Origin of the sequence: Bradyrhizobium sp. SEMIA (assembly GCF_014844175.1) — a bacterium.
Lineage (GTDB): Bacteria > Pseudomonadota > Alphaproteobacteria > Rhizobiales > Xanthobacteraceae > Bradyrhizobium > Bradyrhizobium arachidis.
In genome coordinates, this window is sequence record NZ_CP046601.1 from 3,773,357 (window position 1) to 3,790,684 (window position 17,328).

General features: G+C 63.9%; 20 protein-coding genes, 1 tRNA gene and 2 pseudogenes. 15 read left to right on the forward strand and 8 right to left on the reverse strand.

The window, feature by feature from the left end:
* Positions 1 to 82: 82 nt before the first annotated feature.
* Positions 83 to 448 carry a hypothetical protein gene (locus tag FOM02_RS18525; RefSeq protein WP_027557956.1) on the forward strand — a complete coding sequence of 122 codons (366 nt, stop codon included), beginning with the start codon at positions 83 to 85 and terminating at the stop codon, positions 446 to 448.
* Positions 449 to 599: 151 nt separating this feature from the next.
* Positions 600 to 797, forward strand: coding sequence for a hypothetical protein (locus tag FOM02_RS18530; RefSeq protein ID WP_027557957.1), 198 nt, complete (start codon positions 600 to 602; stop codon positions 795 to 797).
* On the opposite strand, the gene FOM02_RS18535 is transcribed toward FOM02_RS18530, so the two are convergent.
* Complete coding sequence (locus tag FOM02_RS18535) at positions 794 to 919, reverse strand: hypothetical protein (protein ID WP_035729763.1); 126 nt, start codon at positions 917 to 919, stop codon at positions 794 to 796. The genes FOM02_RS18530 and FOM02_RS18535 overlap by 4 nt on opposite strands.
* 69 nt (positions 920 to 988) lie before the next feature.
* Complete coding sequence (locus FOM02_RS18540; RefSeq protein ID WP_027557958.1) at positions 989 to 1,219, reverse strand: hypothetical protein; 231 nt, start codon at positions 1,217 to 1,219, stop codon at positions 989 to 991.
* 283 nt (positions 1,220 to 1,502) lie between these two features.
* Here FOM02_RS18540 and FOM02_RS18545 point away from each other — a divergent pair, with 283 nt between their 5' ends.
* Positions 1,503 to 1,826 carry a hypothetical protein gene (locus FOM02_RS18545; protein ID WP_265441952.1) on the forward strand — a complete coding sequence of 108 codons (324 nt, stop codon included), beginning with the start codon at positions 1,503 to 1,505 and terminating at the stop codon, positions 1,824 to 1,826.
* A 67-nt stretch (positions 1,827 to 1,893) separates the two neighbouring features.
* On the opposite strand, the gene FOM02_RS18550 is transcribed toward FOM02_RS18545, so the two are convergent.
* On the reverse strand, positions 1,894 to 2,058 hold the full coding sequence (locus FOM02_RS18550) for a hypothetical protein (protein ID WP_018457755.1): 165 nt from the start codon (positions 2,056 to 2,058) through the stop codon (positions 1,894 to 1,896).
* A 257-nt stretch (positions 2,059 to 2,315) separates the two neighbouring features.
* Here FOM02_RS18550 and FOM02_RS18555 point away from each other — a divergent pair, with 257 nt between their 5' ends.
* The 5 genes from FOM02_RS18555 to FOM02_RS18575 all read left to right on the forward strand — a co-directional run bounded on the left by FOM02_RS18555 (position 2,316) and on the right by FOM02_RS18575 (position 5,740).
* Positions 2,316 to 3,077: an SIR2 family NAD-dependent protein deacylase gene (locus tag FOM02_RS18555; RefSeq protein ID WP_027557960.1), complete on the forward strand. Its 762-nt coding sequence runs from the start codon at positions 2,316 to 2,318 to the stop codon at positions 3,075 to 3,077.
* A gap of 198 nt (positions 3,078 to 3,275) precedes the next feature.
* The gene (locus tag FOM02_RS18560; protein ID WP_027557961.1) at positions 3,276 to 3,911 is read left to right on the forward strand and encodes a cold-shock protein; all 636 of its coding nucleotides are present in this window, start codon (positions 3,276 to 3,278) and stop codon (positions 3,909 to 3,911) included.
* 247 nt (positions 3,912 to 4,158) lie between these two features.
* Positions 4,159 to 4,641, forward strand: a complete 483-nt coding sequence (locus tag FOM02_RS18565) for a DUF192 domain-containing protein (protein ID WP_231164020.1) — start codon at positions 4,159 to 4,161, stop codon at positions 4,639 to 4,641.
* A 118-nt stretch (positions 4,642 to 4,759) separates the two neighbouring features.
* Positions 4,760 to 4,836: transfer RNA gene (locus FOM02_RS18570), tRNA-Pro, on the forward strand.
* Between the two features lie 175 nt (positions 4,837 to 5,011).
* Positions 5,012 to 5,740, forward strand: a complete 729-nt coding sequence (locus FOM02_RS18575; protein WP_027557963.1) for an outer membrane protein — start codon at positions 5,012 to 5,014, stop codon at positions 5,738 to 5,740.
* A gap of 129 nt (positions 5,741 to 5,869) precedes the next feature.
* On the opposite strand, the gene FOM02_RS18580 is transcribed toward FOM02_RS18575, so the two are convergent.
* The 3 genes from FOM02_RS18580 to FOM02_RS18590 form a co-directional block, all read right to left on the reverse strand.
* The gene (locus FOM02_RS18580; protein WP_156950862.1) at positions 5,870 to 6,217 is read right to left on the reverse strand and encodes a hypothetical protein; all 348 of its coding nucleotides are present in this window, start codon (positions 6,215 to 6,217) and stop codon (positions 5,870 to 5,872) included.
* Positions 6,218 to 7,179: 962 nt separating this feature from the next.
* Entirely contained in the window at positions 7,180 to 7,305 is a 126-nt protein-coding gene (locus FOM02_RS18585; protein ID WP_265441953.1) for a hypothetical protein, read from the reverse strand.
* Positions 7,306 to 7,383: 78 nt separating this feature from the next.
* Positions 7,384 to 7,542 (reverse strand): hypothetical protein, encoded by a 159-nt coding sequence (locus FOM02_RS18590; RefSeq protein WP_167336506.1) that lies wholly within the window; start codon positions 7,540 to 7,542, stop codon positions 7,384 to 7,386.
* Positions 7,543 to 7,868: 326 nt separating this feature from the next.
* Here FOM02_RS18590 and FOM02_RS18595 point away from each other — a divergent pair, with 326 nt between their 5' ends.
* On the forward strand, positions 7,869 to 8,063 hold the full coding sequence (locus tag FOM02_RS18595; RefSeq protein WP_027557964.1) for a hypothetical protein: 195 nt from the start codon (positions 7,869 to 7,871) through the stop codon (positions 8,061 to 8,063).
* Between the two features lie 42 nt (positions 8,064 to 8,105).
* Here FOM02_RS18595 and FOM02_RS18600 read toward each other — a convergent pair whose 3' ends face one another.
* Positions 8,106 to 9,287 carry an OpgC domain-containing protein gene (locus tag FOM02_RS18600; protein ID WP_027557965.1) on the reverse strand — a complete coding sequence of 394 codons (1,182 nt, stop codon included), beginning with the start codon at positions 9,285 to 9,287 and terminating at the stop codon, positions 8,106 to 8,108.
* 259 nt (positions 9,288 to 9,546) lie between these two features.
* Between FOM02_RS18600 and FOM02_RS18605 the strand changes: the two genes are divergently transcribed.
* The 3 genes from FOM02_RS18605 to FOM02_RS18615 all read left to right on the forward strand — a co-directional run bounded on the left by FOM02_RS18605 (position 9,547) and on the right by FOM02_RS18615 (position 11,235).
* Positions 9,547 to 9,852: an ETC complex I subunit gene (locus FOM02_RS18605; RefSeq protein ID WP_027557966.1), complete on the forward strand. Its 306-nt coding sequence runs from the start codon at positions 9,547 to 9,549 to the stop codon at positions 9,850 to 9,852.
* Between the two features lie 374 nt (positions 9,853 to 10,226).
* Entirely contained in the window at positions 10,227 to 10,718 is a 492-nt protein-coding gene (locus tag FOM02_RS18610; RefSeq protein ID WP_027557967.1) for an Lrp/AsnC family transcriptional regulator, read from the forward strand.
* Between the two features lie 226 nt (positions 10,719 to 10,944).
* Complete coding sequence (locus FOM02_RS18615; RefSeq protein WP_027557968.1) at positions 10,945 to 11,235, forward strand: DUF3551 domain-containing protein; 291 nt, start codon at positions 10,945 to 10,947, stop codon at positions 11,233 to 11,235.
* Positions 11,236 to 11,326: 91 nt separating this feature from the next.
* On the opposite strand, the gene FOM02_RS18620 is transcribed toward FOM02_RS18615, so the two are convergent.
* Positions 11,327 to 12,355, reverse strand: a complete 1,029-nt coding sequence (locus FOM02_RS18620; RefSeq protein WP_027557969.1) for an AraC family transcriptional regulator — start codon at positions 12,353 to 12,355, stop codon at positions 11,327 to 11,329.
* Positions 12,356 to 12,469: 114 nt separating this feature from the next.
* On the opposite strand from FOM02_RS18620, the pseudogene FOM02_RS18625 reads away from it, so the two are divergent.
* The 3 genes and pseudogenes from FOM02_RS18625 (at position 12,470) to FOM02_RS18635 (ending at position 17,327) form a co-directional block, all read left to right on the forward strand.
* A pseudogene (locus tag FOM02_RS18625) lies at positions 12,470 to 13,641 on the forward strand (isovaleryl-CoA dehydrogenase).
* Between the two features lie 72 nt (positions 13,642 to 13,713).
* A pseudogene (locus FOM02_RS18630) lies at positions 13,714 to 15,319 on the forward strand (carboxyl transferase domain-containing protein).
* 4 nt (positions 15,320 to 15,323) lie between these two features.
* The gene (locus tag FOM02_RS18635) at positions 15,324 to 17,327 is read left to right on the forward strand and encodes an acetyl/propionyl/methylcrotonyl-CoA carboxylase subunit alpha (protein WP_027557972.1); all 2,004 of its coding nucleotides are present in this window, start codon (positions 15,324 to 15,326) and stop codon (positions 17,325 to 17,327) included.
* The last annotated feature ends 1 nt before the right edge of the window (position 17,328 follow it).

Genomic DNA, 17,328 nt, shown 5'->3' on the forward strand with positions numbered 1-17,328 from the left:
CCGCTGCATCGTGAGCCGCCTCCGCTTTCCGTCTCGACGCTCGCCATGTCCGGCGCTATCGTCTGATGCGTGGGCGCCGGCCATGAAGAACGGACTTTATTCCATCCACATCGACATGCTCGACGGCGTGAAGGGCCGCGACAGCGGCGTCCTGATCCTGCGTGACGGCGTGCTGCTGGGCGGCGGGCCTCACTTCTGGTCGCGTGGGTCGTACAGGGTGGGCGAGCGTGGTTCGAACAGCGGGACCTGGAAGGGCGAGCTCGCCACCAACCAGCATACGCCATACGCCGATGCCTTTGTGCGGCCGCTGTTCGGCGGGCAGGAGGCCACGAGCGGCTTCTCCGGAACGTATCGCGACGACGAGGCCGAGGTGTTCGGCACCGTGCTGGTCGCGGGCCATCGCAGCCTGAGCTTTCGCGCGACGCTGAAGCGTCTCGCCGACATCTGAGCCGCGCGCGCGAACTCCTAACGAAAGCTTGCGCCAAAGGGGCTAACCCTATTTGGTTAGGTTAAAAGCCCAATCGCGTTGCGCGCGCCGCTGCCTAGAGTAGGTATTCTTGCAAGGACAAGAACGACTTTGCCAAGAAGCAGCTTTTGACATGACGCCTTTTTCAAAACCGTCCTTTTATCAAGGCGACCGCCACACCTACCGGCGCGTCGCAATCGTCGGCTCGCTGTTTTGCCTCGCTTTCGTGGTGATCAGCTTCTCGCTGCGGCCGCAAGCCGAGGACACGCGCGTCGCGGTCAAGGCCGATCGCCTGGTGCGCACCGCCGGCCAGGCGCCGCACGCCAACTAGCGCTCGCCGCCGATGATGTGATCCTCGGCGGATTCGTCGGAGCACCCGACGCCCGTCGTCGCGAGCGCCACGAAGCCGGCATAGCCGGTCAGGTTGAGCAGGATTTCGAGCCATGCGGGCATGACTGGCCCCTTCTTCTCTTGAACCTAGCCCAACGTGCGCCGCTGGCGCATGTTCCCGGAATAGTTGCGTCAGAGCGGGGAGGAGGGGTCGAGCCGCCGGCCGAGGGTCGCGACGGACTCGCTCGAGGGCTGCTCCTTCAGGAACTCGGCGATGGCGCGCGCGAGCTCACCGTCGCTCATCGGCGTCGGCGGCGGGCGCAGCGTGCCGACGCCGAAGCTGCGGACGATCTCGTCGTAATGCTGATCGCCGGTTCTGGGAACGAGCCTGCGGATGCGAGCCAGCAAAGTCGATATCGGCAATCTCTCCTCCTTGATCGTCCGTCCCGCTGGCAGAAGCTTGCGTCTGCTGCCATTCGCTCCCATCAAACTGAAAACCCCGCCTGCACCGCGGAGGATGCAGACGGGGTTCTTCGTGCTGTCGCCTCAACCCGGATGGCGGAGGCTTCCGCACTTGCAGTTTCAATCCGCCCGCCGCGCTTTCGTTCCCGCGAAGCAGAGATTTTTTGCGGCCGCCGGTTCCGCCTCCGCGCGCAACCATCGCAGGCGCTCGTCGTTGTTGTCGCAGTACGCGAAGGAGGAGATCATGAAGAAGACACTGGCAGTTCTGGCCACCGTCGCGGCCGTCGGCGTGACGGCTATCGCGGCGCCTGCGCCGGCCGAGGCGCGCGGTCGCGGTACTCGGACCGGCCGTCGCATTTGGCGTCGCGGTATCGGACCGGGCCTCGCATTTGGCCTCGCCGCCGGCGCGATCACCGCGGGCGCGGTCGCCGCGTCCCATCCGTACGGCTATTATGGACCGGGCTACGGCTATTACGGCGGACCGGCCTATTATGATTACGGCCCTGGCCCGTATGCCTATTACGGTGGACCGTACTACCGGCACCACCACTACTACCGTCACTGGTAGCCTCTGACCAAACGAAAAGCCCGGAGCCATGCTCCGGGCTTTTTGCATGCGCGGTGATCAGGCGTGCTTACGGCCAGAGCGAGGGCCGTTCCGCCTTGCGGGCATTGTCGAGCGTCGAGACGAAATACTCCTCACGCTCGCGTTTGAATTTTTCCTGCGTGGCACGGAAGGCGGCGACACGGGCGGCGATCTCTTCACGTTCGCGGATTTTGCGTTGCTCGTCCTCGGTCATTGTCAAATCCCCTCTACACCTGAGTATGAGTGCACTGCTGGACTCAAGCACTGCCGCCGCATCATCCTGAGTCGCGTAAACACATGCATTGGCGCTTCTGATTGGGGCGTCAATGGGGAGGAGGCATTGCAGGATTGTGATATGCGAAGGGCGGAAGAAATTGCCGAGCGCATCGGGTTCGCGCTTCATAAGAGCGTCAGCGATCTTGTCGCTTGCGCCTGTTGCAACTAAGCCAAAACGGATTCGGGAGACCGCTCATGATTGCATCGGATCTTCGCAGCGGCGTCGAGCGACTCGGCGACATGATCGCCGAAGCCAAAACCATCGTGCCGTTCACCGGCGCCGGCATCTCGACCGAATGCGGCATTCCCGACTTCCGCTCGCCGGGCGGGCTCTGGACGCGTTACCGTCCGATCGAGTTCGGTGAGTTCGTCGCAAGCCAGTCAGCGCGCGACGAATCCTGGCGCCGCCGCTTCGCAATGGAGGAGGTGTTCGCGGCGGCAAAGCCCGGCCGCGGCCATCGCGCGCTCGCCTCGCTCTACCGCGCCGGCAAGATCCCCGGCGTGATCACCCAGAACATCGACAATCTGCACCAGGCCTCGGGCTTCGCGCCCGAGCACGTGATTGAACTTCACGGAAATACTACCTATGCGCGTTGCATCGGATGCGGGCAGGCCTATCCGCTCGACTGGGTGAAGCGCCGCTTCGACGGCGATGGCGCCGCACCCAATTGCACGGCGTGCGACGAGCCGGTGAAAACCGCCACGATTTCGTTCGGCCAGATGATGCCCGAGGACGAAATGCAGCGGGCAACCGAGCTGTCACAGGCCTGCGACCTCTTCATCGCGATCGGTTCCTCGCTCGTGGTGTGGCCTGCGGCGGGCTTTCCGATGATGGCGAAGAACGCCGGCGCGCGTCTGGTGATCATCAATCGCGAGCCGACCGAGCAGGACGACATCGCCGACCTCGTGATCCATCACGACATCGGCGAAACCCTCGGGCCCTTTGTCGCAAATTGAGGCATCAATTTGATTCGCGGCTGTGCAAGCTGTTCATAGGTTCCGGCGAATCTCTTTTTTATCTATGCCTCGCAACCGGGAGTGTTATCTTTTGAGTCGAAAGATTCGCGTCGCGTCGAATTGAGAACATTCTCTTAAGACGCGTGATTCGAGAGCCGCCAATGTGGCGGGTTGCATGGCAGTGTGGGGTCCGGGGTTATGGGGTCGTCGGACGGATTTGAGTCCAAGAAGGTCGGAGTTCCAGCGGTAGGCGAACACGGCGGCGCCGGTCGCGACAGCGCGCTCAGTCCCTTCACCGGACTTGGTGAGGGCAGCGCCAACCTCGTCGAGGTTCATGGCGTCATCAAATGGTTCGACGCCTCAAAGGGCTACGGCTTCATCGTTCCCGACAACGGCTGGCCCGACGTGCTCCTGCACGTCACCGTGCTCAGGCGCGACGGCTTCCAGACCGCCTATGAGGGCGCCCGCATTGTCGTCGAATGTGTGCAGCGCGCCAAGGGCTACCAGGCCTTCCGCGTCGTCTCGATGGACGAATCGACCGCGATCCATCCGGCGCAGATGCTGCCGCCGCGCACCCATGTCACGGTCACCCCGACCAGCGGGCTGGAGCGGGCCCAGGTCAAATGGTTCAACCGGCTACGCGGCTTCGGCTTCCTGACCTGCGGTGAGGGCACGCCCGACATCTTCGTGCACATGGAGACGCTGCGCCGCTTCGGCATGACCGAGCTTCGGCCCGGCCAATATGTCCTGGTCCGCTTCGGGCCCGGCTCCAAGGGCATGATGGCGGCCGAGATCCATCCCGAGACCGGCTCGCCGGGATTGCAGTCGCACTAAAGCGCGATGAGGGATGAATCGTCATCGCGCTTTAGGTTGTTGTTTGAGCATGATCTTTCCGGAACACCGCGCCGCACTTTGCGCTAACGCGGCCCTCCGGGTCCGGATCATGCTTTAGCCCTTCCATTCCCGGAATCGTGACAAGAGGCGCGTCGGCAGGCCGGCGCGCCTCTGGCTTTTGTCATGATCGCCGCGTAAGGACTGTTCCAGTCCCACCCGCTCCGAGTGCCATTTCATGACTTTTGCCATGACTTTTCCCATGCGTCTCGCCATGGGATTTGCCAAAAGCCTTGTCGCCAGCCTTGCCGCCATCCTCGTCATCGCCGGCCTTGCCGCCGCCAATGCCGCCAGCTTCCAGCCGCTCGAGATCGTCACCAAGAACGGCGTGCAGGTGTTCTCGGTCGAGATGGCGACCACCGAGGAGGAGAAGCAGACCGGCCTGATGTACCGCAAGGAACTGGCCGACGGCAAAGGCATGCTGTTCGACTTCAATCCCGAGCAGGAAGTGTCGATGTGGATGAAGAACACTTATGTCTCGCTCGACATGATCTTCATCCGCGCCGACGGCCGCATCCTGCGCATCGCCGAGAATACCGAGCCGCTGTCGACCAAGATCATCTCGTCGGGAGGGCCCGCCCGGGCCGTGCTTGAGGTGGTGGCGGGAACGGCGCAGAAATACGGCATCCGCCCCGGCGATCGCGTCGGTCACCCGCTGTTCGGCAGCAAATAGCACCGCCCGGCCGGGGGCCTTGCCAGCCTTGCTGGCGCCGGTTTGTAAGCTTGCTGGCGGCGTTTGTGAGCTTGCTGGCGCTTTGGGAAGCGTGTATCGACGGGGCTCACCGGACATTCGGGGTATAGCGCAGCCTGGTAGCGCGGCAGTTTTGGGTACTGCAGGTCGTTGGTTCGAATCCAGCTGCCCCGACCAGTCCCGAGGTTGAACCTCCTTCATTTCCCTCGAGATCCCAACCAACCGGGCCCGTTTGGGTATTGCCGGCGGAACGCGGCCTGCTCCGCCCGCACGGGAGATGCGGGCATCACGCAACCTCCGCGACAGCTCGGCCCGCTAGAACCTCCGCACGGGCAATGAGGAATGTCGGGACATGTTGAAAGCTCTCGCTGGCGCGGCGCTCGCCGCTTTCTCGGTCACGGCCGCGTCTGCCGCCGATTTTGCGCTGCAAGCACCTCCGATGGCTTCCGTCGTCTTCAACTGGACCGGGTGCTACATCGGCGGTCATCTTGGCGGCGTCGCCAGCGACGATCGCACGATCAACAGCGCCGGGGGAACGGTCGACTTTGGCGCCGCCGGCTTTGTCGGTGGAGGGCAAGCCGGCTGCGACCATCAATTCGCATCCAACTGGGTCGTCGGCGCTGAAGGCCGCGCCGCATGGTCGAGCCTTTCGAGCCAGCATGGGAGCAGTGTCAGATTTCCCGCGCTCGGCAACCTCGCCGTGCCATCGCGGTTCGGCCTCAAGAACGATTTTCTCGCCTCGGCCACAGCACGGCTCGGCTATGCCTATGGCTTGGGCTGGCTGATCTATGCGCGCGGCGGCGTCGCCTGGACGCATGAGAAGATCGATGATGCGTATACCAGTCCGGCCACCGGCTTCGCGGTCGATCCCAGCGCGTCGGTCATGCGGACCGGTTGGACCTTGGGCGCCGGTGTGGAATGGGCGTTCGCGTCAAGTTGGTCGGCCAATGTCGAATATAGTTACTACGACTTCGGCACGAAGAGCCCGATACAGCTGATCAGCCCGTCCGAAAGCATCACCGTGGCCCACCTCAAGGACACGATCCATGCCGCGACGGTCGGTTTGAACTATCACTACTGACGTGATCGGGAGCGTTCGGCTGCTCGGGCTCAGAACAAGCGGCCGATCGACGCGGCGCCGCATGATCGAGGCGAGGGAATAAATCCAGCCCTGCATGGTAATGCTGGAAATGCCCAGCAATCTAATTTCTCAGGTCGACGGCGCCTGCCCGGCGCAGCTTCCGCGTTGAAGGAGGGAGCAAGGCGCGCAACCGGCGCTGCGCCAGCACTTTACTTGGGAAGAGGTTTTCATGTCGATCAGCGCGATTGCTTCAACCGCGGCGGCGGCTTCGACGTCCCAGTCGGCGGCCACGACGTCATCCTCAGCGGCGTCATCGACGTCGGCAACATCGTCGACATCCGCAACGCCGTCGACCTCGGCGACGTCGTCCTCGCAATCGGCGGGCGGCAGCTCCGGCTCGGGCGGCGGCGGTTCGGCCAAGACCGTCGTCAGCGAAGTCTCCATCACCATCGACGGCGTCACCACCACGACGATCACCTATTCCGACGGATCGACCGAGGTCGAGAAGTCCGGGGGCACGCAAAACAGTCAGGGCAGCCAGGCTAGCCAAGGCAGCCAGGCGGGGCAGACCTATAACGCGCAAGGCTCGCTCGGAGGGAATGCCCAGAGCGCATCGAGCGCCAGCAGCGGCGTCTGAACCGGCTTAATCATTGATACGGGTATGCTGCCCATCGCATCCCGAAACGCCTGCGCGATTCGCTGTCCAGTGTGTTCTGAAGCATGAGCGCTTGTTTGTCGCGCGTGGCGACTTCTGCACGATATTTCAGGGGATTGCGATGAGGCGCGCGGCGGCGAATTACCACAGATTCATCGAACCTTTGGTCGTCGCCATAGACATATGTGTGTTGGGGATTTCAGCGCCCAATGCCTAAACGGACGCCGCCAAGCGATGATACTCCGCTTGCGCGGCGTTGCGCTTTTGGTGCGGTGGTGACGGCTCTTGGCAACAGTTAGGCGTGTGCAACTTCTCTTGCGACAAGTGCGGCCACGCTAGCGGATGTGGCCCCAGAGAGCGGCACTCTCGTCCTCTAAAGCGTTACAACTAACCGTTCAGCGCTCCGTAGTCGCCTGAGGGGGAGCGAACGGGCACCCCTGAGGGAGTGGACAACCCGGCGCTGACACACTCCTAAATGAACGCTAGGATGCGCCTGTTTATCTCGAACCCAGTGGGGTCATAACATGAAGTCCATTTTGAAAGTCGCTTTAGCATTTGCTCTCTTCGCGTCACCGCTAGCGGCATTCGCGCAATCACAGCCACCGGCGACCAAGTCCTCGAACGCTCCGAAGGCAAAGCCGAGAATGCATGACGGCTGTCACAGCCGTGCGGCTCAGATGTCAGGGAAACCCTGCCGCTAAGACCAATTGAGGCCGCCGCCTGGCGGCCTCTTTTTCTCTGCTGCCCTGAGAGCAGCGAACGAGCGTCCTGAGGGAGTGAACAGCTAGCCGATCTTGAGCTCGAGCTCCACTTCAAGCTCGTTGAGGTCAAAGTATTGCACCTCGACGTCGCCGCTTTTGGGCCCTCGGCACGGCGCCAGAAAATCGAGAGCGCCGCCGCGGCCTGTCATTGCAACGACCCTTCGCTGCGGTTTCCCGAAAGAGATCATGCTCGACCAACGACCCAAAGCGCGATGACGCCTTAGCGATCAGTTCGAGGCGTACCAGCCGAGCGGAAACGGCAGCAATGGCCATACCAGGTGGTTGTCGTTGGCGGCCTTCAGCGGCACCTCGACGAATATCCTGATCAGCGGAGCAGACGGCGTCGAGTGCACCGCCACACGCAGACATGCACATTGCAAATTCATTGTGGTCGTCCCCGCCCGTCAATACTTTTCAGAATTCCAGCGCGCTCAAATTTCGACGTCGGCTCAAAATCGTCACGCGTCCAAAACGGCGCGCTCATTCTCAAATGGTGCACGCATTCTAGAAAAATCGGCGTCCGCTTTCAACCAGTCCGGAACAGCTGCGCACGACAAGTAAGGTTGACCAGTTAGGTTAAGGCGGAGCGATTGTTGCGGATGCCCTGGTAATCACTATCAAATCGGTCCCGGCTCGCGACGGGGTACCTCCAATTGGTGCTCACACAAGATCACAGTTCGTCGCTACGCTCGTATCGTGTGAGTTCTGCGTCATGTCTTTCGATCGCAACGTCCGAACCGTCGGTTCGCAGTCGAACTGGACCGAGGTCTGGCACCTCTGGACCGTGATCGTGCCGCGCCGCTCGATCAACGGGCAGCTCGTGTACGGCAAGGTGTGGCGCCGCCACGACGGCCGCGACTGGATCTACAAGAAGTTCACCGAGTTCGACGGCGAAGAGGCGGCCTGAGGCGGCATCGCCGCCATCAGGCACAGCATCGCTGCGGCGGGCTCAGGCAGCCTTTGCCGGCGAGGCGGCCGCAGGCTTGGCGGGCGGCGGCGGCTTCAGCGGCTTGTCCTGCTTCTTCGACCAGGAAATGTAATAGGCCACCGTCGTCATGATGGCGATGCCGGCGATGCTGACGAAGAGCTGTGCGAACAGCGAGCCCGAGCTCATCGACAGCTCGAAATGGCCGACGAAGGACAGGAACACGCCGACGCAGAACACGGCGAGCGACTGCTGGCCGCAGACGATGACCGGGTCGAAGATCTTCCATTCGAGCCCCGGCCAGTCCTTCGGCAAGAAGCGGATCACCAGGATCACGATCACGACGAAGTGGATGAAGCGATAGGGCGCGAGGTTGGTCTTGTCGTTAGGGTTGAAGGCCGAGAACAGCCATTCCGGAAACATGCCACCGAAGCTCGGGAAGCGACCGGCCATGGTCATGACCAGCGCGAAGGCGAGATAGGCGAGGCAGAGCCACAGCGTGATCTGCGAGTTGATCAGCGCGCCCGAGCGCCGTGCCCCGCCCATGGCGCACCAGGCGCCGAACACGAACAGCACCTGCCAGCAATAGGGGTTGAAGTACCACTGGCCGGCCGGATAGGCGTTCAGATTCCAGCCGAAGTGACGCGCGGCCAGCCACAGGGCGATGGAGAATCCCATCGTCAGGTCGGGCTTGCGCAGCATGAACCACAACACCGGCGGAAACAGCCCCATCAGCACGATGTAGAGCGGCAGCACGTCGAGATTGAGCGGCTTGAAGCGCAGGAACAGGCCCTGGCGCAGCGTCTCGGTGGCGTTGTCGACGAGGCCGGCGACGTTGAACTCGTTGATCATCTCGGAATCGCCGAAGCGCAGCGCGAGATAGCTGATCGAGGCGATGTAGATCACGAACAGGATGATGTGGGCGACGTAGAGCTGCCAGACCCGCTTGGTCAGGCGCGTGGCGCCGACGATGAACCCGCGCTCGAGCATCATCCGCGCATAGACGAAGGAGGCGGTGTAGCCCGAGATGAAGACGAACAGGTCCGCGGCGTCGGAGAAACCGTAATTGCGCGTCGTGATCCAGTTCACGACGTTGTCCGGGATGTGGTCGAGAAAGATCGCCCAGTTCGCGACGCCGCGAAACAGGTCGAGCCTGAGGTCGCGGCCTTTCTCGGGGAGCGTTGCGCTGACGTTCAGGAAGGTCATGCGACGGGAGCTTTCGTAGGGGACGGATACGCTGAGGTCGGCGAGGCGGGGGCACCGGCCGGGATCCCGGGGCGGGCGGCGGGTACGCAATTGTCACGGTGCAGCATAATGACTATACCCGTCGGTGAAGGGCACCCAAGGGACTGGAATCACCGAACAGTTCCCAAAAGGTGTCTCTATACTATGCCCGCGGTTTCCACCAACTGCTACCGTGACGCATCGAAATCGAACGATAAAGACCAAGAGGCCCGGACCGACCATGACCGCACGCATTTTCAAGCCCGCCAAGAACGCGATGCAATCCGGCCGGTCCAAGACCAAGGAATGGCAGCTGGATTACGAGCCGGAGCAGCCGCGCTCGGTCGAGCCGCTGATGGGATGGACCTCGTCCGGCGACATGAAGCAGCAGATCACGCTACGCTTCGAAACCAAGGAAGAGGCGGTCGCTTATTGCGAGCGCAAAGGCATCGCCTACCAGGTGATCGAGCCCCAGGATTCGATCCGCCGCCCGGTCGCCTATGCCGACAATTTCTCGTTCCGCCGCGGCGAGCCCTGGACGCATTAGAGCGCCATTCTCGTCTGAGACGCCGTCATGCCCGGGCTTGCCCCGCCTGCGGGGCCGAAGCCCCTTCGGCGAGGCGAAGGCCCGGGCATCCACGTTTTCGGGGAGGGTGAACTCGGCCTGCATGTTTCGCCCGGCGATGCAGAGCATCGTCCGGAGGCGCTCCGCTTTGGCGGGCTCCTCACCATGAGGGTCTGATATCTTTCCGCGAAACGCGACCTCATCTTGAGGGCCCGCCGGAGACGGGCGTCTCGAAGGATGGGCCGCAGGCGAGATTTCCGCCACGCTCTCAAGCCCCCTAGAAACCCAAGGTGGTTGGCATCCAGTCCGCCCCGTGCTTCGCTGCCCTCATGATACGACCATGACGAGGGTAGGGTATGGCCGGGCGTGACCAGCTCGACGGCGTCGATCTCAAAATACTCTCCGAGCTCCAGCAGGACGGGCGGGTGCGCAATAACGAGCTGGCGCTGCGCGTCGGCGTGTCCGCGCCGAACTGCCTGCGGCGGCTGAAATCGCTGTTCAGCCGCGGCGTGATCCGGGCGGTGCGCGCGGTCATCGACGAGCGGCTGCTCGGCTACGAGGTGGTGTCGTTCGTCTCGATCCAGCTTGGCAGCCAGGCCCAGCCGGTGTTGGAGGCGTTCGAGAGCTCGATCGCTGCGATCCCGCGCATCCAGCAGTGCTGGCGGATCTCCGGTGACACGGACTATCTCCTGAAATGCGTCGCACCGAGCGTGGAGAGCATGCGTCAGCAGCTTCTTCACTTTGCCGCGATGCCCGACGTGAGGAACGTCCGCAGCTTCCCGGTGCTGGGCGTCGCCAAGGACGTGCCGCTGCCGGTGCAGGAGTTGGCGGTCGCCTCGGCGGGCTAGGGGACTTCACACTTTTACGGCGAGCCATTTCATAAAAGCCGAGACTGCGAGTCTGTCATATAGTTTAGTAACTCACCTAACTGTGACATGTGATTTACGAAGCCCTGCAATGCGCCGGGGCACGATTGCCGGCTCCCGCGTGCGGCCTAGATGCAAGGTGTGAACCTCGGCCTGTGTCGCATGCCGGGGGCGCTTTTGTGGGACCCTTTAAGCAGGAAAAGACAGCATGACTCCGACCTCGAAGACGTTCGTCGCGTCCGCCGCGACGCTGTTTGCATCTGCGTTCTTGATGATGACCGCGCCGGCTGCGAAGGCAGACGACTATTGCATCACCAACGGCGCCCAGGCCGCGCATGGCTGCGGCTATCCGACGATGGAAGCCTGCCGTCAGGCGGCCGGCGGCATCGGCGGCTCGTGCTCGCAGGCCGGTGGCTCGTCGAAGACCGGCAACGACGCGCTCGCCTTCCAGCCGAAGCAGACGAAGCAGCCCAAGGCTCGCCAGGGTGCGCAGAATTAACGCCTGACATCGAGACCCGATCCAGGACATTGCGGCCTCCGGGAGCGATCTCGGAGGCCGTCAATTTATGACAGGCCGATGATGGCGCGCCTCATCGATACCTTCCGCGAAACTCGCGCGGCGAGGCGCCGGTCCAGCTGCGGAACGCGCGGGAAAAACTCTTCTCGTTGCGGAAGCCGGCGATCTCCGCGATCCGCTTGATCGGGGTGCGGCCGCGCATCAGTTCCTGTTTTGCCAGCTCGAACTTTGCTTCCTCCTTGAGATCACGCAGCGAGGTTGCTTCCTCGCGCAGGCGGCGGTGCATAGTGCGCGTTGAAAGCGCAAGCTCGCTCGCGACATCCTCGGCGCCGAGACTGCGGCCGCGCGCATGGCGCAGCACGCGGCGGACGCGCTCGACCAGCAGGCGGTCGCGCCGGTAGGGCAGCACGGTCAGCCGCAGCGCGCCCTTGAGCATGCTGTCGAGATCGGCGGCGCTGCGCGTCAGCGGCAGCGACAGATAGTGCTTGTCGAAGACGATGCGGGCGCCATCCGCATCGAAGCTCAAGGTCCGGCAGAAGATGGTCGGATAGACCGAGACATGGCCGGGCTCGGCGTAAGGAAACTCGGCGGCGCGCAGCGCGATCCTGGAGTCCACCGCCCAGCAGGAGAAGCCGAGCACGTAGCGGAGCAGGGTGACGAGGCAGAATTCGCGGAAAGCGCCGAGATCGCGCTGTTCGCGAATGGCGATGGTCGCGGTCTCATCACCGACCGAGAGCTCGAACAGCACGTCCTCGGTGAGCAGGCGGTGATGCCGGCACCAGCGCTTGAGCGCGACCTCGAGATTGGGCGCCGTGATCGAGGCGCGGCACAGCATGCCATAGGTGCCCCAGGGCAACCGGCGCGAGAACCAGCCGAGCGCCTCGTCGTCGAGCTCGCGCATGGCATGGCCCGCCAGCGCCTCGAACTGGGCGGCGGTTATCCGCCCGTCGCTGGACCCGACCAGGTCTTCGGTGACCTGCCCCTTGGCCAGCGCGTCCGCCGGATCCCGCCCGTAGCGGCCATAGGCGGCGACCACACCGCGGACGAAGGCGGCGGGGGTCATGGCGCGGCGGGGCAATACTGTCGCAGCTTGAAAGGGCATGAAAAATCCTCGCCAAACTTGGCGGAAAATGCAACCTTTTCGACCGAAGCGGCACCCGGGCGGGGGTAGGTTCGGGCCGACAATTCGGGCCGACAAGAAGACGGAGGAATCGCCTTGAACATCCCGAGCATCGACTTCGATCTGGGTGAAGACATCGGCATGCTGCGCGACACCGTGCGCGCCTTCGTGGAAGCGGAGGTCGCCCCGCGCGCCGCCGAGGTCGAGAAGGCCAATTTGTTCCCGGCCGACCTCTGGAAGCGCTTCGGCGACCTCGGTCTGCTCGGCATGACCGCGCCGGAGCAATATGGCGGCTCGAACATGGGCTATCTCGCCCACATCGTCGCCATGGAGGAGATTTCGCGAGGCTCCGCGGCCGTGGGCCTGTCCTACGGCGCGCACTCCAACCTCTGCGTCAACCAGATCCGCCGCAACGGCACCGACGCGCAGCGGCAGCGCTATCTACCGAAGCTGATCTCCGGCGAATATGTCGGCGCGCTGGCAATGTCCGAGCCCGGCGCCGGCTCCGACGTGGTCTCGATGAAGCTGCGCGCCGACAAGCGCGGCGACCGCTATGTGCTCAACGGCTCCAAGATGTGGATCACCAATGGCGGCGATGCCGACGTGCTGGTGGTCTACGCCAAGACCGATCCGGAGGCCGGTCCGCGTGGCATGACCGCGTTCCTGATCGAGAAAGGTTTCAAGGGTTTCACCCACGGCCAGCATCTCGACAAGCTCGGCATGCGCGGCTCCAACACCTATCCCTTGTTCTTCGACGAGTGCGAGGTGCCCGAGGAGAACGTGCTCGGCGCAGTCGGCGAGGGCGTCAAGGTGCTGATGTCGGGTCTCGACTACGAGCGCGCCGTGCTGTCCGGAGGCCCGCTCGGCATCATGGCGGCCTGCATGGACGCGGTGGTGCCCTACATGCACGAGCGCAAGCAGTTCGGCCAGCCGATCGGCGATTTCCAGCTGATGCAGGGCAAGCTCGCCGATATGTATTCGACCTGGCAGGCGACGCGTGCTATGTCTATGCCGTGGGAAAGGCCTGCGACCGCGGTGGCCACGCGCGCACGCTGCGCAAGGATGCGGCGGCCGCGATCCTCTATTCCGCGGAGAAGGCGACGTGGATGGCCGGTGAAGCGATCCAGGCGCTCGGCGGCGTCGGCTATACATCCGAGTTTCCGGTCGGACGGCTCTGGCGCGATGCCAAGCTGTACGAGATCGGCGCGGGGACGTCGGAAGTGCGGCGCATGCTGATCGGCCGCGAATTGATGTCCGAGACCGCCTGACCCCTCCACAATGGAACGGCCGCGGCGCCTTGCCCGCGGCCTCTCACACGTCACACCAGAACGCGGGACCACATGCCGCTCCATTCCAGCATCGATACGTCTTCGTCCGATTTTGCGCGCAACTCCGATGCCATGCGCGCCCTCGTCGCCGACTTGCGCGAAAAGCTGAGCCAGGTCGCCGGCGGTGGCGGCGAGGCCTCGCGCAACCGCCACACCGCGCGCGGCAAGATGCTGGCGCGCGAGCGGGTCGACCTGCTGGTCGATCCCGGCACCTCGTTCCTGGAGCTGTCGCCGCTCGCGGCCTACGGCCTCTATGGCGGCGACGTGCACTCGGCGAGCGTCGTCACCGGCGTCGGGCGCATCTCGGGCCGCGAATGCGTTGTTGTCGCCAATGACGCCACCATCAAGGGCGGCACCTACTACCCCATGACCGTGAAAAAGCATCTGCGCGCGCAGGACATCGCGCGGCAGAACGATTTGCCTTGCGTCTACATGGTCGATTCCGGCGGCGCCTTCCTGCCGATGCAGGACGAGATCTTTCCGGACGAGCGCCATTTCGGGCGGATCTTCTACAACCAGGCGCAGATGTCCTCACAGGGCATTCCACAAATCGCGATCGTGATGGGCTCCTGCACCGCCGGCGGCGCCTATGTGCCGGCGATGTCGGACGAGAGCATCATCGTGCGGAATCAAGGCACCATCTTCCTCGGCGGTCCGCCGCTGGTGAAGGCCGCGACAGGCGAGGTCGTCAGTGCGGAAGAGCTCGGCGGCGCCGACGTGCATTCGCGCCAGTCGGGCGTGACCGACCACTACGCCCAGAACGATGCCCACGCGATCGGCATTGCCCGACGCATCGTCGGCACGCTGAAGCCGTCCACGCGGCCGAACCTCAACATGCATAAGCCGCGCGATCCGCTGTTCGGCGCGGAGGAGATCTACGGCGTGGTTCCGGTCGATGGCAGAAAACCGTTCGACGTGCGCGACATCATCGCGCGTGTGGTCGACGGCTCGGAGTTCGACGAATTCAAAAAACTCTACGGCACGACGCTGGTGTGCGGTTTCGCCCATATCTGGGGTTTCCCCGTCGGCATCATCGCCAACAACGGCATCTTGTTCAGCGAAAGCTCGCTGAAGGGCGCGCATTTCATCGAGCTGTGCTGCCAGCGCGGCATTCCCCTGGTGTTCCTGCAGAACATCACCGGCTTCATGGTCGGCAAGAAATACGAGGCCGGGGGCATCGCGCGCGACGGCGCCAAGCTCGTGACGGCGGTTGCGACCGCCTCGGTGCCGAAATTCACCGTGGTGATCGGCGGCTCCTACGGTGCCGGCAATTATGGCATGTGCGGCCGCGCCTACTCGCCGCGCTTCCTTTGGATGTGGCCGAATGCGCGCATCTCGGTGATGGGCGGCGAGCAGGCCTCGATGGTGCTGAGCCAAGTCCGCCGCGACAATATCGAGGCCAAGGGCGATAGCTGGTCGAAGGAAGCGGAAGACAAATTCCGCGAGCCCATCCGCGCGCAATATGAGCACCAGGGGCATCCCGTATTACGCGACCGCGCGGCTCTGGGACGACGGCGTGATCGACCCCGCCGACACGCGCCTCGTGCTCGGCCTTGGCCTCTCGGCGGCGTCGAATGCGCCGATCGAGCCAACGAAGTTCGGCCTGTTCAGGATGTGATGCGATGGACCGTACAAAACTCTACCGGCGTTTTCGCACCCTCCTGATCGCCAACCGCGGCGAGATCGCCTGCCGCGTCATCCGTACCGCGCGCGCCATGGGCCTGCGCACGGTCGCGGTCTATTCCGAGGCCGACCGCGACGCCATGCATGTCGCGCTCGCGGATGAGGCCGTGCTGCTCGGGCCGGCACGTGCCCGCGACAGCTATCTCAATGTCGAGCGGCTGATCGAGGCCGCGAAGAAGACCGGCGCCGAGGCCGTGCATCCCGGCTACGGCTTCCTGTCGGAGAATGCCGAGTTCGCGCAGGCCTGCTACGACGCGGGCCTTGTCTTCGTCGGCCCGACCGCCGAGATGATGACGGCGATGGGCTCGAAGTCCGGCTCGAAAGCGCTGATGGAGAAGGCGGGCGTGCCGCTGGTGCCCGGCTATCATGGCGATGCGCAGGATGATGCGACCCTGGCGAAGGCGGCCGAGAAGGTCGGCTTCCCGGTTCTCGTGAAGGCTTCAGCCGGCGGCGGCGGGCGCGGCATGCGCATCGTGCGCTCGGCGGCCGAGCTTGGCCCCGCGATCGTCAGCGCCAAGCGCGAGGCCCTGGCCGCGTTCGGCGACGACCGCATGCTGATCGAGAAATATGTCGACAATCCCCGGCATATCGAGGTGCAGATCATCGGCGACAGCCAGGGCAATCTGCTCTCGCTGTTCGAGCGTGAATGCACGCTGCAGCGCCGGCACCAGAAGGTGATCGAGGAGGCGCCGTCGCCGACGCTCAATGCCGCCCAGCGCGAAACGGTCTGTGCGGCTGCGCGAAAGGCGGCGGGCGCGGTGAACTATGTCGGCGCCGGCACCATCGAGTTCGTCTCCGACGGCAAGGACGTGTTCTTCATCGAGATGAACACGCGCCTCCAGGTCGAGCATCCCGTGACCGAGCTGATCACGGGCATCGACCTTGTCGAGTGGCAGCTGCGTGTCGCTTTCGGCGAAGCGCTGCCGCTCAAGCAGGACGAGATCAAGCTCAACGGCCATGCCGTCGAGGCGCGCGTCTACGCGGAAAATCCGACCAAGAACTTCATGCCCTCGGTCGGGCGGATTTCCACGTGGCGCCTGCCTGACGAGACCGGCGGCCTGCGCATCGATGCCGGCTATCGCGAGGGCGATACGGTCTCGCCGTATTATGACGCCATGCTTGCCAAGATGATCGCGTGGGCGCCGACGCGGGATGTTGCGATCGAGCGGTTGAACCGCGGGCTGGAGGAGTCCGACGTCCGCGGCATCGTCACCAATATCCCGTTCCTGTCGGCACTGATGACGCATCCGAAGGTGCGAACCAATGCGATCGACACCGGCTTCATCGAGCGCGAGCTGGCGGTGCTGACGACCGCAGCGCCGGCGCCGGGCGAACTCGAGCTCTGCGCCGCGATCGCCGCGGTCGTCAACGGGGAGCGGCAGGCTGCGCGGGCCGAGGCGGGGTCTCCTTGGCAGACCTTTGGCTGGCAGCCGGTTGGCCGGCGCCAGCGCAGCTTTGCCTTCCGCGTGGGACATGGTCCGGAGCAGAAGATCGCGCTGAACTATGGCAGCGGGCCGTCGACGCTGGTGATCGGCGAGCGCGAGCTGGCGTTTGCGATCGCGCCGAAGGATGGCGGCTTCGACCTGACGCTGGACGGCGTCAAATCCTCCGTCGCCGCCGTGATCGACGGCCACGAGCTTTACTTGCGCACGCGCAACGGCCGCTTCGATTTGCACTGGGTCGATCCGTTCGGTGGCGAGAGCGAGGAGCATGTCGGTGAGGACAAGATCGCCGCGCCCTTGCCGGGCACGGTCGTTGCCGTGCTGGCCGAAGAGGGAGCAAAACTCGACAAGGGCGCGCCGATCCTGACGCTCGAAGTGATGAAGATGGAGCAGACGCTGCGGGCGCCCTATGCCGGCGTGCTGAAGTCGATCAAATGCAAGGTCGGCGACATCGTGCAGGAGGGCGTCGAGCTTGCCGTGGTCGAACCTTCAGGGGAATGAC